Consider the following 13,899-nt stretch of genomic DNA (forward strand, 5'->3'; position numbering starts at 1 on the left):
TGCCCCCACCGAGTGCCCGACGTGTTCCTCGACGGCTCACGTCGGCACGGGTGACGGGCACCGTCCCGGCTTGGGGTGACGCCTGGTCAGTGCGCCTCGGAGTGCTGCGGAAGGCCGGGGCCGGGAGCCCCGTCCGGCTCGGTGTCCGGCCGTCCCAGCAGCTCCGCCGCGGCCGAGTCGAGCTGGCTGGCCACCCATTCCCCCAGCGTCACCTGGGAGCGCTCGGCCGCTCGCTGCCACTGGCCCAGGCGATCGCGGTCGACCACCATCCGGGGCAGGGAGGCCGTCTCGCGCGGTTCGGGATCGGCCTGGCGACCGCTCCTGATCTCCGAACGCAGCCGGTTCCTCGACCACTGGTGGTACTCGGCGAGGGCCATCCAGAGGTCCTGCTCGCCGTCGGTGAGGGCGGCCACCTCGGCGTGGTGGCCGAAACTGAGTCCTTCCCTGCGCCGTGGCGGCTCGAATCGCCGCGCCACCCAGACGTAGTTGCGGATGGTCTGGTAATCCAGCCCCGCCGCCTCCATGGCCCACCGGTAACGGTCGGGGAAACGGTTGCGGCCGAAGAGCACCCAGTCGCCCAGACACCAGGCGGAGGAATCGGCCATGCGTGCGAGGCCGACTCCGGCCCGTTCCCAGTCCTCGAACGACACCGAACCGGGTACCCGCAGCCCCACCTTCGTCATCAGGATCCGAGAGCCCGCGTTCCACTTCTCGATTGCAGTCAATTCCGCTTCCCCCGTCAGTCGCGTGCCCGGCTCTCCACCAGGCACTTTTCCGCCACCGCGCGTTCCCGTTTCACCGTTGCGCGGTGGAATGCCCGCATTCCAAGATCCATGATCTTGGAATCATCATGGTATTCGGTGCGGACCGGCCAATGCCGTTCGACCGGTGCCGGTGAAGTCGTCCGCCGCCCGTGAATACTCGCCGGTAGACATGTCCAAAAGTGGCCATACGCTCCTATACATTTCTTTGCGGCCGCGGCGACGGCCGCCCCGCCCTGTCCCGCCGGCGGGACAAGGCACCCCCTAAGACGCATCGGTGCACCGCGGAAATCGCGCTGGTGCCTTGGCGTCCCATCTGATTTCGGATGTAATGTTCGAGCGCCAGGCCACCCATTGATTCGGCTCCTCCTTGGACGCCGCTGGGACACGGGGGAATTCCATGTACATAACAATGCTGGGACCGCTGCGTGCTGTAAGCGGAATCGAATCCGCCGCTTTGGATGCCAAGAAGGTCCGGATGGCGCTGGCCGTCCTGGCTCTGCGTGCGGGCCAGGTGGTCAGTTTCGACGAACTCATCGACGAACTGTGGGGGGAGACCCTGCTCAAGAACACGCGGAACTCACTCCAGGGCATCGTGGCCCGGATGAGAAGATCGCTCGGGCGCATCGGACTGGACGCCACCGACCAGGGCGTCGTCCGCACCGTCGGCAACGGCTACGTGCTGGACATGCCCGCGGACCGGCTCGACGCCGACCGCTTCCTGCAGCAGGCGAGGGAGGGCCGCAGCCTGATCGGGCTGTCGCCGCACAAGGCCGCCGAGCTGCTCCGTGGCGCGCTCGCCATGTGGTACGGCCCGGCGCTGGTGGACGTCGGCGACGGGCAGCGCTGTCGTGCCGCCGCACTCCGCCTCGACGAGCAGCGCAGGCTCGTCCAGGAGGATCTGATCTCCGCCCAGCTGGAGGCCGGCGAGGCCGGGGCGGTCGTGCCCGAGCTGAAGCAGCTGCACGCCGAACACCCCGAACGGGAGCGGTTCAGCGAGCAGTTGATGCTCGCGCTGTACCGGACGGGCCGGCAGTCCGAGGCGATCGACACCTTCCACCGCACCCGCAAGCAGCTCGACGACGAGATGGGGCTGCTGCCCAGCCGCCAACTTCAGCGGCTCTACCAGGCGATCATCAGTCAGGACGCGTCGCTCTCGCGCTGACCGCACGTGGGGCGGGTACCGGACCAGGTCCGGTACCCGCCCCACGCGACGTCTCACACCGATTCCCCCGCGGCCGCCCGGGCGGGGACGCCGACCGGCTCGCCCTCCCGCACGGCCGGGCCGGCCGGCGCCTCGGACCGGGTCTCCAGCCGGGACGGCCACCAGACCCAGCGGCCCAGCAGGGCGATCACCGAGGGCAGGACCACGATCCGGATCAGCGTCGCGTCCAGCAGTACGGCGCAGGCCATGCCCACGCCCAGCTGCTTCATCTCGATGAAGGTCAGCGAGGCGAACAGGGCGAACACCGAGATCATCACCAGGGCGGCGCCGGTGACCACGCCGGCGGAGCGGGTGATGCCCTGCTCGACGGCCGCGCGGACGGACAGCCCGGAGGCGGCTGCCTCGCGGATCCGGCTGACGACGAACACGTGGTAGTCCATCGACAGCCCGAGCAGGATGACGAACAGGGTGAGCGGCAGCCACGCCACCACCTTGCCCGTGGACTGGAAGTGCAGCAGCCCGTCGGCCCAGGTGTGCTGGAAGACCAGCTCCAGCACCCCGAACGAGGCCGCCGCGGAGAACACGTTGAGCACGACCGTCACCAGCGCCAGCACGATCGACCGGAACGCCAGGGCCGTGACCACGAAGGTCAGGGCCAGCGCGAAGCCCAGCACCCACGGCATCTTGTCCACCACCTGGGCCCGGTAGTCCACGTCGTAGGCCACGTCACTGCCGCCGACCGCCCACTTCACACCGGGCACCTGCCCGACCGTGGCGGGCACGAGGTCGTCGCGCAGCCGGCTGAGGGACTCCCTGGCCTCCGCGGAACCGCTGCTGAGGCGGGTCCCGATGCCGACGGAGGCGTACCGGCCGTCGTGCGAGGTGATGATCTCGGGGGCCGGGGTGGCGGTGAACAGCGGGTCCTGGCCGGCGCGTTGCACCAGCGCGTCGAGCGCGGTGCGGAGTTGCCCGGCGCCGGCCTCCGGCACCTGGGCCACGACCAGCTGGGTGTCGGACTGGATCGGGAAGAACCGCGTCAGCCTGGCCTCGGCCTGCATGGCGGGCATGCTCCGGGGCAGGTCGTCCACGCCGGTGGCCTTCAGCTTCAGGTTGAGGGCGGGGGCCGCCAGCGCCAGCAGCGCCACGGCGGACAGCACCAGGCTGATCCCCGGGTGCCGCAGCGCCGGCCGGAGCAGCGCCGACCACACCCTGCTGCGGTCCCCGCGGCCCTGGAGCCGCCAGATCAGCGGCACCCGCGGCCGCTCCAGCGCCCTGCCGAACAGCATCAACAGGGCCGGCAGCACGGTGAGCGAGGCGGACATCGCGATGGCCACCACCAGGATGCTGCCGGTCGCCATCGCCGTGAAGGCCAGGTTCCCGCCCAGGTAGAGCGCCCCCATGGAGAGGATCACGACGGTGCCGGAGACCACCACGGAGTGCCCGGAGGTGGCGGCGGCCAGCTCCACGGCGTCGACCTTGTCCAGGCCCCGGGCACGCTCCTCGCGGAAGCGCTTGAGGTAGAACAGCGAGTAGTCCACCCCCACGGCCATGCCCATCAGCACGATGAGCTCGCTCACCGCTCCCGGGTCGGGGACGAGCTGCGAGGCGGCGCCCCACAGGCCGAGTCCGGCCAGCACCGAGGACAGGCCGAGCACCACGGGGACGCCGGCCGCGACCATGGCCCCGCAGATGAACATCATCACCAGCAGGGTGATCGGCAGGCTCAGCAGGGTCGCGCGTCCCACCTCCTCGCCCAGCATCGTGTTGAGGGCGGCCCGGATGGTGTCGGGACCGACCAGCTCGACCCGCACCCCGGGATGTCCCTGCTGCGCGCTCTGCACCGCGTCGACCAGCGGCTGCACCCGGTCCGGAGCGGTGTCCTGGTCGCCGGTCATGACCACCGGGACCAGCAGCGCCTGTCCGTTCGACGACAGCACCTGCTCGCCCGTCGAGGCCACGTCGGGCAGGCCCTTGAGCCGGCCCGCCGCGTCCGTGGCGGCACGCTCGGCGGCCTGCCGGTCGAGGTCGCCGTGGAGGGCGGTCACCAGCAGTGCCTCGGTCGGCGGCTGGGTGAGGCCACCGCTCTTGGCGATCGCGGTGGCCTGCGCGGACTGCCCGATCGAGAGGTCCGTGTTGGTGGCGACCTTCGTCCCGGTGGCGCCGCCGACGGCCAGCGCGATCCCCACGAAGACGACCCAGATGACCAGTGCCCACCACGGGTGGGTCGCGCTCCACCGCGCCGTCCTCGTCACCACATTCCGGTTTCCCACGATTTTCCCCTCGTATTCTCGCGGGCTTCCGCGAAGAGACCTGCATCCGGGCGGTGGATCGGCGAAGACGAGTCCGGGTGTTCACAGCGCCGGCCGGCCGGCATCCCGGCACCCGCCTTCGGACCACCACGCTATCGACGGACCGTCAGGTCGCCACGGGGGAAAGTTCCCTGATGGAGGTGGAGTTTTCTCCCCTGTCGCCGCGGACCGGGAGCTGCCGGGCTCGGGCCGCGATGGTGCGCAGGGCCGCGTGCGCGGTGACGGAGCGGGACGGGCGGACGGCGTCCCGCGGGCGGGACGCACGGGCGCGCTCCTCGTCGTCGAGGAGCGCGCCGAGAGCGGACGGGGCGGGTCCCGGCGCCGTGCCCAGGGGCACCGTCCACACCTCCGCGTCCTCGGAGGAAGGCGGCGTCAGCACGCTTCGGCGCGCCCTACCCGGCCGGTGTGCAGGCCCTGGAACAGGTTGAGCCGCTGGATGGTGCCGGTGCCCTCCATGAACTCCACGCCCCGGGCGTCGCGGGCGTACTTGTCCAGCAGCGGATGCTCCAGGCGGGCCGCCGGACCGAAGAACGAGAGCGCCGACAGGGTGGCGTCCTCCGCGAGTTCGCAGGCCCGGGCCTTCGCGGCCGAGGCGAGGTGGCCGTCCGCCGGGCGCCGGTCCACGACGATGGCGGCGCGGTGGGTGAGCAGCCGGGTCGCGTGGATCCGCCGGCCCAGCTCCTCGAACAGCGCCAGCTCGTCCCCCCGCAACTCCCTCCGGTGCTCGGCCACGTAGTCGTGCGCGGCGCCCGCGATGCCGAGGGCGATGGCGGCCACGCTGGGCCGGAGCCGGTTGAAGACCGCGAGGACGCCCCACATGCCGCGGCGGGTCGGCGGCAGATGACTGCCCAGCACGCGGTCCGCCGGGACGTGCACGTCGTCCAGCGCGACCGCCCCGATCCGGACGCCGCGCAGGCCGAGGGTCGGCAGCGGTTCGGCCGTCCAGCCGGGGTCGGTGGTGTCCACCAGGACGGCGGTCACCCCGAGCCGGTCGGCGCCGGCGACCCGGGCGAAGACCGCCGCGACGGACGCCCGGGAGGCGTTGCCGACATAGCGCTTGGCGCCGTCGAGCCGGAGGGAGCCGTCGCCCAGCGGGGTGAGCGCGGTGCTCATCTCGCCGATGGCCGAGCCGCGTTCGGGTTCGGTGAGGGCGAAGCAGGTCCAGGTCGGCCCCTGGGTGAGCCGGTCGCGGAACCAGTCCTGCTGGTCCGGGCTGCCCAGCACGTCCACCAGCACGCCGGCCATCGACGGGCCGGGTGACGCGAGCATCAGGGCGGCGTCACCGCGGGCGAGTTCCTCGACCAGCACCGCCCGTTCCAGGGTGTCGCCGGAGTCCGCCGACCTGATCCGGGCGGCCAGGTGGCCGACACCCGGCAGGTGGAGCAGGTCGTGGACGGCCTCCGGGTCGCGGTCCAGCCTCAGCGCCGCCGCCCGCAGGTCCACGGCCCAGCCGCGCGCGCGCCGGCGCAGCTCCTCCAGGTGCGCGGGGAGGTGGGTCATGATTCCTCCGGGTACGTGGTGGAACGGGGTTCCCGGTGGACGTCCGCCAGGAGTTCCGAGAGATGGGCGTCCCAACCGGGGCCGGGGACGGTGAAGCCGTGCGCGCCGAGAAGACGCAGCAGAGCCCGGTCGGCCAGGGTGATCCGGTCGTGCAGACGCCCCAGCGAGGCGGCGTCCGGCGGGGCGTCGGACTCGGCGAGCACGCACTCCGCCTCCAACTGCTCCATCAGCACGTCGGCCAGGGCCCCCTTGACCATCTGTTTCATCAGGAGCGGGGTGCCCTCGGTGCGGCGCTCCGCGAGCCGGGCGACGGCGGTGTCCCTGAGGCCCTCCGACACGCCCAGCCGCACCCACACCAGCCCGGCCTGCCACGCCGCCGAAGCCCTGGCCCCGGGACCGTCCGCGGATCCGGCCGCCGCGGCGACGAAGCCGGGAGCGTCGGGGCCCCCCGGCAGCGGAACGGCGTCGGCCGGGACGAGGGCGTGGCCGCCGGGGCCCCGGGGCGGGGCGTCCGGGGACAGGGCCGCGTCCAGCTCGCGCACGGCCTCGACGATGCCGTCGCGGCGGGCACGGGCGCGGCACTCCCGCCAGCAGCGTTCGAGGTCGACCGTCGCCGTCATCGGACCCCACCCTCCCCGGCCGGCAGTTCCAGGGTGCAGTGGGCCAGGCGGTCCAGTCCGTGATCGTGGTCGGCGAGCACCGCCCGCCCGCCCCGTGCCCCCCGCAGCGCCGCCCAGACCCCGGTGCACGGCAGCCCCGGCTCCGCGTCGCGGCGCGGAGCGGCGGACGGCGGGATCCCCGGACCGGCGGCCAGTCCGGTGCCCGCCGCGAACAGGGCGGCCCCGGAGAGGTCCGCGCGCAGCGCGGGCAGCACCTGACCGGCGGGGCCCTGCCCCATCCCGGCGACGGGCGAGGTCCCGCCGTCCCAGGCGAGCAGCAGTGCCACGGCCGAGTCGTGCTCGGCGGCGTACTGACCGGACGTGGGTCCGGGGTACGGCTGCGAGCTCTGGTCGACGACGACCAGCAGCAGCCGGCTCCAGTCCGAGCGGCGGGCGTACTCGACGGCGATCCGCAGCGCCGTGAACGGGCTCAGCACCCCCTGGTCCGAGACCGCGAAGCAGAGCGGTTCGCCCGGCAGCCGGTGCTGCAGCAGCGACGCGGTGAGCGTGGTGTGCTCGAAGTCCGGGGTCGTGTAGGCGAGTACGGCCACCTGCGGTGCCTCGTCCGGAGCGAGCGGACCGAGCGCGTCGAGGGCCCCTGCGGCCAGCTGGGGCGTCGGCCGCAGCGGGGAGTCAGTGAACCCCTCGGACAGCACCCGCGTGCCGTACAGGTCGGCGATCTGCCGGTGCACCTCCCGGACCGCGGGGCGCGGCGCGGCGCCCGGGCCCCCCTGGTCGGCGGGTCGGTGCCAGCCCGCCCTGAGCAGGCGGGGGACCGTGCCCGCGACCGCGTCGGCGGCGGCGGGCACGGTGCGGGAGAGCGGCGCGGCGGCGCGGAACATGCTACGAGCCCGCCTCGTTGACGACGAAGTCCACCAGGGTGCCCACCGTCGCGAAGTCACCCATGTCCAGGCTCTCCACGTCGAACTGGAGGTCGAGTTCGTCCTCGATGACGATGAGCATCTCCAGGGCGCTGCTGGAGTCCAGGCCGAGGTCGTCGAAGATCCGGGCCTCCTCGCCGACCTCCGCGGTGTCCTGGTTGAGCACCTGGGCCAGGGCCTCGCGCACGGCGGCGAGGCAGGCCGCCCGCTTCTCGGGGGCGGTCACGGTGGCGATGTCGTTGGTCATTGGTTCCTCTCCGGGGTGGGTCCCGCGGTGTCCGCGGGCAGGTGGAGGTGCTGGCGTCCGAGCATCGACTCGGTGTCGTCGCGTTCCCGGACCAGGTGCGGCCGCCCGTCGAGCATCAGGACCTCGGCCGGGTAGCCGTGGCTGAGGAAGTACACGGGGGAGGCGCTCGGCCCGTACGCGCCGGACCGCTCCACGCCCAGCAGGTCGCCGGGGCGCAGCTCGGGCAGCGACACCTTCTTGCCCAGCAGGTCGTTGGGCGTGCACAGCGGTCCGGTGATGTTCCACGGGCCGCTGTCGGGTTCGTCGAGCCGCTGGAGCGCCGTGATGGGGAAGTTGCGCTTGACGAACGAGCCGATGCCGACCGCCGCCATGTGGTGGTTGGTGCCGCCGTCGGCGACCGCGAAGCGCTCGCCCATGGAGCTCTTGGTGTAGCGGACCCGGACCACGTACGTTCCGTGCACCGCGACGAGGTAGCGGCCCAGCTCCATGATCAGCCGGGCGCCGGGGTGCCGGTCGGCGAAGTCGGCGACCAGGGGGTTGAGCAGTTCGCCCAGCACCGCCGGGTCGGGGTCCTGCTCGTTGTCGAAGTAGGCCACCCCCAGGCCCCCGCCGATGTCCACCAGCTCCAGCGGGAAGCCCAGCTTCGCGGACAGCAGCTCGGCCAGTTCGAAGATGCGGCGGGCGTTGTCCGCGACGACGGCGGGGTCCAGGATGCGGGTGCCGAGGTAGACCTGCACGCCGTGCACCCGGACCGCGCCGCAGCGGTCCAGCACCGCCTGCGCGGAGAGCAGCTGCTCCTCGTCGATGCCGAACTGCCGGGGCTTCCCGCCCATGGTCAGGCCCGAGCCCTTGACGGTGAACTCCGGGTTGACCCGCAGCACCACGGGGGCCAGGACACCGCGTTCCAGGGCCAGTTCGTCGATCAGCTCCAGCTCGTCGAGCGACTCGCAGACGATGGCGGCGACGCCCTCGTCCAGGCAGGCGGCGAGCTCCTCGCGGCTCTTGCCGGGGCCGAGGAAGAGGATGTCCCGCGGCTGGACGCCGGCCCGGAGCGCGGTGACCAGTTCGGCCATCGAGGACACCTCGGCGCGGGCGCCGGCGGAGTGCAGCAGCGCGCAGACGGAGATGTTCGGGTTGGCCTTGAGGGAGTAGAAGACCTCCAGCGCCGGATGGAGCAGCGACTTCAGCTCCCGGAACCGGTCCGCGATGCCGTCGCCGTCGTAGAGGTACAGCGGGGTGCCGAACTCCTCGGCCAGGGCGGTGATCCCCACGCCCTGCACAGTGAACTCCCGGCTCATGCCGGACTCCCTTCCTCGGTGTGCAGCAGCCCCGCCAGCCGGCGGGACACTTCCTCGTCGAGGACCGCGGCCGCGGCGTCGTCGGCGGCGACCACCACGCCGTACAGACGCCCCTCGAACGGCCCCTCGCCACCCGTCGCGGCGGCGGCGTTGACCGTGGCGAAGTTGTTGACGAACAGGCCGGTGCCGCCGCGCTCCGCCAGCAGCAGGCCGTCGAGCGCGTCCCGCAGCGCGGCGAACGACACCGGCCGGGCCGAGCGCAGCGGGTACTGGCGGGCGACGGCGATGCCGTCCGGTGCCATCAGCCCCTCGGTCAGCACGGCCTGGTAGGTCGACATGTTGTGGCGCGCGTTGATCTCGACCACGGGGTAGAGGCCGCCGTCCGGATCGACCATGGCGTCGATGCCGACGACACCGAACCAGCCGTCGGCGGCCAGCTTCCCGCCCAGCAGCGCCGCCGCCTCCCGCACCTCGCCGTCCTGCGCGGCGGTGAGCCGGGCCGGCATCCGGTGGCCCTTGTGCACGCCGCGCTCGGTCAGCGCCTCCTTGACGAAGTCGAACCGCACCGAGCCGTCGCGGCCCACGGTGAACTGGTAGTTGAGGTCGGCCTCCTTGGCGACCCACTCCTCCAGCACCAGGGCGAGCCGGTCGCTGCCGGCCCGCGCGGCCTGCCCCGCGGCCATGCGCCGCAGCCGCTCCAGCCGCCGCGGGTCGTCGAGCACCACGATGCCCTTGCCGGACACCCCGTAGGCGTCCTTGACCGCGACCTTGCGGCCCTCGGCCAGCCGTCCGCCGGCCCAGTCCACCGCCGCCGCCAGCTCCGCCGTCGTCTCGCAGGTGCGGCCGGGCGCCTGCCGGAGCCCCAGCTCGTCGGCCAGCCGCCGGCTGTAGACCTTGCTGTTCACGCGCTTGCACAGGGCGGCGGGCGGCGCGGCGAGCCGCAGCGAGGTGCGCGCGGCGAACCGCTCCTCGGCGTCGGACACGCCGTGTGCGACGACCTGGACGCCGAGCGGCGCCAGCCGCTGCCGCAGCGCGTCGAGCAGGACGTCGTCGTCGAGGGCGTCCTCGGTGACCGTGCGCAGCGGGTCCTGCCGGGCCGGGACGTGCACGGTGGGCGTGCTGATGCCGAGCCCGCGCAACTGGTCGAGGTAGTCCGGATCGGGCGCCGCCTTCAGCACGACGTGGTCCCGCTCGCCGCCCAGCAGCAGGGCGAACTCGTCCATCCGGTTCACCACCGCGCTCCCGGCGTGGGAGGCGACCCGGGGCAGTGCGGGCTCGCCCTCGGCCCAGCTGTTCTCGACCTCGAAGTTGCCGAGGAACAGCAGTGGTGTGTCCGCGGAGCCGGTGACCGCCCGCCCGAGTCGGGAGCGGAAGCCGCTGTCGGTCTCGTCCAAGGCTCGACCTTGCCTTTCTTGCGTCGGTGGACGGCTGTCGGTGCAGGAGGACTGCCGGTGCAGGGGGACTGTCGGTACGGGAGGCCGGCGTTCTCAGTGTTCGAGGACCATGGCCGCGAAGGTCGCTCCCAGGCCCACGCTGGTCATCACGTAGCGGTCGCCGGTGGCCAGCAGGCCGTCCCGGGTGGCCTGGTGCAGGTTGACGAAGGGGTCCGCGCAGAAGCAGTGCCCGGTCCGGGCGACCAGGTCGAGGTACACCCGGGCCATCGGAATGCCGAGCATCCGGCACACCGCGGCCCACGAGAGCCGGTTGACGTTGTGCGGCAGCACCAGCGCCACCTCGTCCAGCGTGCATCCGGCCTCGTCCAGGGCGGCGCGCACCACCTCGCACAGCGCCGAGGGGTACAGCGCCTGGAACTCCTTCGCGGCCTCCGGATCCTCCATCAGGAACTGGTCGTGGAAACGGCTGTGGGTGCGGGCCGCGTAGCCGAGCAGGCGGTCGCCGGTGCCGCCCGCGCTCAGCAGCACCGCGGCGGTGGCCTCTCCCATCACCGTGACGCCGGGGATGGACTGCGACTGCCTGGACCCGACCTTCTCGCCGGCCAGGACCAGCGCGAGGGCGTCCGGGTCGCCGTCCGCCGCCAGCAGCGTCCCGGCCATGTCGAGCGCGAGCAGGCCGGACGCGCAGGCGTGCTGGGAGACCACGAAGCCGGTGGCGTGCCGCAGCCCCAGCTCCTCCAGCAGCGGGGCCATCGAGGTGTGCGGGTAGGGCATCGGGGACGGCATCGTCCTGGCCTGCAGCACGTAGCGGACGTCGGACTCCCGGCCGCGCAGCTCCGCGAGGGCCGCCACGGCCTGTCGCAGCAGGTGCGTCTCGGCCTCGCCGGGCTCGCGGCAGATCTCCGCGAGGCCGTAGTACCGCTCGTACTGCCGCAGTTGGTTGTCGGCCAGACCGACGTCCTGCTGCAGCCGTGCGAGCGGCACTGTCCTGGGGCGGTGGCTGGCAACCGCCGATATCGCCGTCATGGGAACACGTTCCACCGGCCTGCTGACACCTCGCTGATCCCGCGCTGATCCCGCGCTGACCGCCCGCCGCGGGTGCTTGCCACCGGTCGGGGCGGCACCTGAGGATGTGCGCCGTGACAGCCTTCCCGAACGTCGAAGAGTTCGCCGCGGCCACGGGCCGGCACCTGGGTCTGAGCGACTGGATCCCGATCACCCAGGACCTGGTCGACCGGTACGCCTCCCTCGTCGGCGACGAGCAGTGGATCCACACCGACCCCGAGCGCGCCGCAGAGGGCCCCTACGGGGGGACGGTCGCCCACGGCTACCTGACGCTGAGTCTGCTGTCCGCCATGACGGACGGCATCCTGACCATCGGCGGGACCCGGCACATCCTCAACGTGGGTCTGGACTCCGTGCGCTTCCAGCGGCCGGTGCGCGTCGGGCGGCGGGTCAGGGCGGGCGCCACGCTGCTGACGGCCAGGCAACTGCCTTCCGGCTGCCTGTTCGGGCTCCGCATGGAGGTCGAGGTGGAGGGCGAGTCCGGTGTCGCCTGTGTGGCCGAAACCCGTTCACTGGCCGTCCCCTGGCAATAAAGTGGATATTCCTCCCCTGCGGCGGGCGGTGACCGTTCCGAATAATGGAGGGCAGCGCATCAACCAGGGATGCGGAACCCCAGGGGGGCACCCGATGGACACCAGGCAGCAGGGCGTATCGATGACCGGACACACGCCACCACCGGCGCTCCCGAGCGGCGCCGTCACCGGCCTGCGGCGCTCCCTCGTGCTGTTCGGCCTCTCCCTGCGGGCCCTGGTGCTCGGCCTGTGGCTGACGAGCCTGTACATCTTCCTGCCCGCCGGCCTGGGCGTGTCGCTGCTGCCGGGCACCCAGCGCGCCGTCCGCCGACTGGTCGACCGGCAGCGGGAGTTGGCGGCGCAGTGGTCCGGGGTGCCGGTGCCCGCGCGCTATCCGCCGCTCCCGGACACCCGGCAGGGCCAGGCGCTGCACGCCCTCCTCGTCGCGCGGGACAACCAGGTGTGGCGGGACTGGCGGTTCGTCGTCATCGACCCGCTGGTCGGCGGCGTGATCGCGTTCGTTCCGGCGGCACTGCTGCTCAGCAGCGCGTGGGGGCTGGTGACGGCCGTGTTCGGCGCCCAGCTGCCGAGCGACTGGGGCAGCATCTGGTACATGTTCATCCCGGTCGACGGTCCCGTCACCGCGGTGCTCGCCGGACTGCTGGCCATCGTGGTCGCCCTGTTCGCGCTGTGGGACGCCCCGCGCACCGCGCCGCGCCACGCCCGCTACCTGGTCCGGATGCTGGCGCCGCGGGCGGACGAGGCGATGGCCGAGCGCATCGAGCACCTGACCACCACGCGCTCCGACGCGATGGACACCCAGATGGCCGAGATCCGCCGCATCGAGCGGGATCTGCACGACGGCGCCCAGGCCCGCCTGGTCGCGATGGGCATGACCCTCAACGCGGCCGAACGACTGCTCAAGACCAACCCGGACGCGGTGGCGGCGCTGCTCGCCGAGGCCCGCGAGTCCTCGACCAAGGCCCTGGACGAACTGCGGGACCTGGTCCGCGGCATCCACCCGCCGGTGCTGGCCGACCGCGGCCTGGGCGACGCGATCCGCTCCCTCGCCCTGCTCTGCCCGCTGTCCACGGAGGTCGGCATCGACCTGACCGGCCGGCCGGAGCCGCCCGTCGAGTCGGCCGCCTACTTCGCCGTCTCAGAGATCCTCACCAACGCCGCCAAGCACTCCGGTGCCGAGCGCGCCTGGATCGACGTCCGGCACGAGGGCGGCATGCTCCGGATCGACATCACCGACGACGGCCGCGGCGGCGCCGACCCGGACCGGGGGACCGGGCTGCGGGGGATCGAACGCCGGCTGGCGGCCTTCGACGGCATCCTGGCCGTCAGCAGCCCGCCGGAAGGACCCACCCTGATCACCATGGAGCTGCCGTGCGCATTGTCCTCGCCGAAGACCACTTCCTCCTGAGGAACGGGCTGGTGCAACTGCTCACCGCCTACGGGCACGAGGTGGTCGAGGCGGTCGACAACGGTCCCATGCTGCTGCGCGCGCTCACCGAGCAGCGCCCGGACGTCGCGGTGGTGGACGTCCGGCTGCCGCCCGGCCTCAGCGACGAGGGACTGCGCGCGGCGGTGGAGGCCCGCACCCGGATCCCCGACCTGCCGGTGCTGCTGCTGTCGCAGTACGTCGAGCCGCTCTACGCCCACGAGCTGCTGGCCACCGGCTCGGCGGGCGTGGGGTACCTGCTCAAGAGCCGGGTCACCAACGGCGACCAGTTCGTCGACGCCGTCGAGCGGGTGGCCGCGGGCGGCACCGCGATGGACCCGGAGGTCATCCAGCAGCTGCTCACCCGCAAGGTCCGCGACGAGCGGCTGACCGCGCTCTCCGCGCGTGAGCGGGAGGTGCTGGAGTGCCTGGCCCAGGGCCGCTCGAACGCCGGTACGGCGGAGGAGCTCTACATCTCGGAGAAGGCGGTGGCCAAGCACATCGGCAACATCTTCGCCAAGCTCGGCCTGCCGCAGTCGGAGACCGACAACCGCCGCGTGCTGGCCGTCCTCGCCTACCTGGACCACTGAGTCCGGGGCCCGGTGACCTGATTCCCGGGTGACCGCCTCCGGCGCCGCCCCGCACGCGGCGGCGACGGCGG

Annotated in this window: 14 protein-coding genes; 4 read left to right on the plus strand and 10 right to left on the minus strand. The window is 72.8% G+C overall.

The features are described from left to right. Positions 1 to 86: 86 nt before the first annotated feature. Positions 87 to 725 carry an LmbU family transcriptional regulator gene (locus ACZ7C5_RS09445; protein WP_401080429.1) on the minus strand — a complete coding sequence of 213 codons (639 nt, stop codon included), beginning with the start codon at positions 723 to 725 and terminating at the stop codon, positions 87 to 89. Between the two features lie 493 nt (positions 726 to 1,218). Between ACZ7C5_RS09445 and ACZ7C5_RS09450 the strand changes: the two genes are divergently transcribed. After that, positions 1,219 to 1,926, plus strand: a complete 708-nt coding sequence (locus tag ACZ7C5_RS09450) for an AfsR/SARP family transcriptional regulator (protein ID WP_401080427.1) — start codon at positions 1,219 to 1,221, stop codon at positions 1,924 to 1,926. 53 nt (positions 1,927 to 1,979) lie between these two features. On the opposite strand, the gene ACZ7C5_RS09455 is transcribed toward ACZ7C5_RS09450, so the two are convergent. The 9 genes from ACZ7C5_RS09455 to ACZ7C5_RS09495 all read right to left on the minus strand — a co-directional run bounded on the left by ACZ7C5_RS09455 (position 1,980) and on the right by ACZ7C5_RS09495 (position 11,240). Continuing rightward, positions 1,980 to 4,181: an MMPL family transporter gene (locus tag ACZ7C5_RS09455; RefSeq protein WP_470322352.1), complete on the minus strand. Its 2,202-nt coding sequence runs from the start codon at positions 4,179 to 4,181 to the stop codon at positions 1,980 to 1,982. Positions 4,182 to 4,341: 160 nt separating this feature from the next. Then, positions 4,342 to 4,614, minus strand: a complete 273-nt coding sequence (locus ACZ7C5_RS09460; protein WP_470322353.1) for a 4'-phosphopantetheinyl transferase family protein — start codon at positions 4,612 to 4,614, stop codon at positions 4,342 to 4,344. Continuing rightward, entirely contained in the window at positions 4,608 to 5,735 is a 1,128-nt protein-coding gene (locus ACZ7C5_RS09465; protein ID WP_470322354.1) for an acyl-CoA dehydrogenase family protein, read from the minus strand. Before ACZ7C5_RS09465 ends, ACZ7C5_RS09460 begins: the two co-directional genes overlap by 7 nt. Continuing rightward, positions 5,732 to 6,355: a hypothetical protein gene (locus ACZ7C5_RS09470; RefSeq protein ID WP_401080419.1), complete on the minus strand. Its 624-nt coding sequence runs from the start codon at positions 6,353 to 6,355 to the stop codon at positions 5,732 to 5,734. The genes ACZ7C5_RS09465 and ACZ7C5_RS09470 overlap by 4 nt, the downstream gene beginning before the upstream one ends. Beyond that, on the minus strand, positions 6,352 to 7,236 hold the full coding sequence (locus tag ACZ7C5_RS09475) for a hypothetical protein (protein WP_470322355.1): 885 nt from the start codon (positions 7,234 to 7,236) through the stop codon (positions 6,352 to 6,354). Before ACZ7C5_RS09475 ends, ACZ7C5_RS09470 begins: the two co-directional genes overlap by 4 nt. Position 7,237: 1 nt before the next feature. Next, the gene (locus ACZ7C5_RS09480; protein ID WP_188300021.1) at positions 7,238 to 7,522 is read right to left on the minus strand and encodes an acyl carrier protein; all 285 of its coding nucleotides are present in this window, start codon (positions 7,520 to 7,522) and stop codon (positions 7,238 to 7,240) included. Further along, a complete protein-coding gene (locus ACZ7C5_RS09485; RefSeq protein WP_401080414.1) occupies positions 7,519 to 8,820 on the minus strand; it encodes a type III PLP-dependent enzyme in 1,302 nt (433 codons plus the stop codon). Before ACZ7C5_RS09485 ends, ACZ7C5_RS09480 begins: the two co-directional genes overlap by 4 nt. Next, positions 8,817 to 10,214, minus strand: a complete 1,398-nt coding sequence (locus ACZ7C5_RS09490) for a preATP grasp domain-containing protein (protein ID WP_401080412.1) — start codon at positions 10,212 to 10,214, stop codon at positions 8,817 to 8,819. Before ACZ7C5_RS09490 ends, ACZ7C5_RS09485 begins: the two co-directional genes overlap by 4 nt. A 93-nt stretch (positions 10,215 to 10,307) precedes the next feature. Continuing rightward, on the minus strand, positions 10,308 to 11,240 hold the full coding sequence (locus ACZ7C5_RS09495) for a 3-oxoacyl-[acyl-carrier-protein] synthase III C-terminal domain-containing protein (protein WP_401080410.1): 933 nt from the start codon (positions 11,238 to 11,240) through the stop codon (positions 10,308 to 10,310). Positions 11,241 to 11,353: 113 nt separating this feature from the next. Between ACZ7C5_RS09495 and ACZ7C5_RS09500 the strand changes: the two genes are divergently transcribed. From ACZ7C5_RS09500 to ACZ7C5_RS09510, 3 genes are all read left to right on the plus strand, one after another. Further along, a complete protein-coding gene (locus ACZ7C5_RS09500) occupies positions 11,354 to 11,812 on the plus strand; it encodes a MaoC family dehydratase (protein WP_401080408.1) in 459 nt (152 codons plus the stop codon). Positions 11,813 to 11,933: 121 nt separating this feature from the next. Further along, the gene (locus ACZ7C5_RS09505; protein WP_470322356.1) at positions 11,934 to 13,220 is read left to right on the plus strand and encodes a sensor histidine kinase; all 1,287 of its coding nucleotides are present in this window, start codon (positions 11,934 to 11,936) and stop codon (positions 13,218 to 13,220) included. Further along, positions 13,184 to 13,828, plus strand: a complete 645-nt coding sequence (locus ACZ7C5_RS09510) for a LuxR C-terminal-related transcriptional regulator (protein ID WP_188300015.1) — start codon at positions 13,184 to 13,186, stop codon at positions 13,826 to 13,828. The genes ACZ7C5_RS09505 and ACZ7C5_RS09510 overlap by 37 nt, the downstream gene beginning before the upstream one ends. Positions 13,829 to 13,899 lie beyond the last annotated feature (71 nt).

It is taken from the genome of Kitasatospora sp. NPDC036993, from assembly GCF_055607525.1.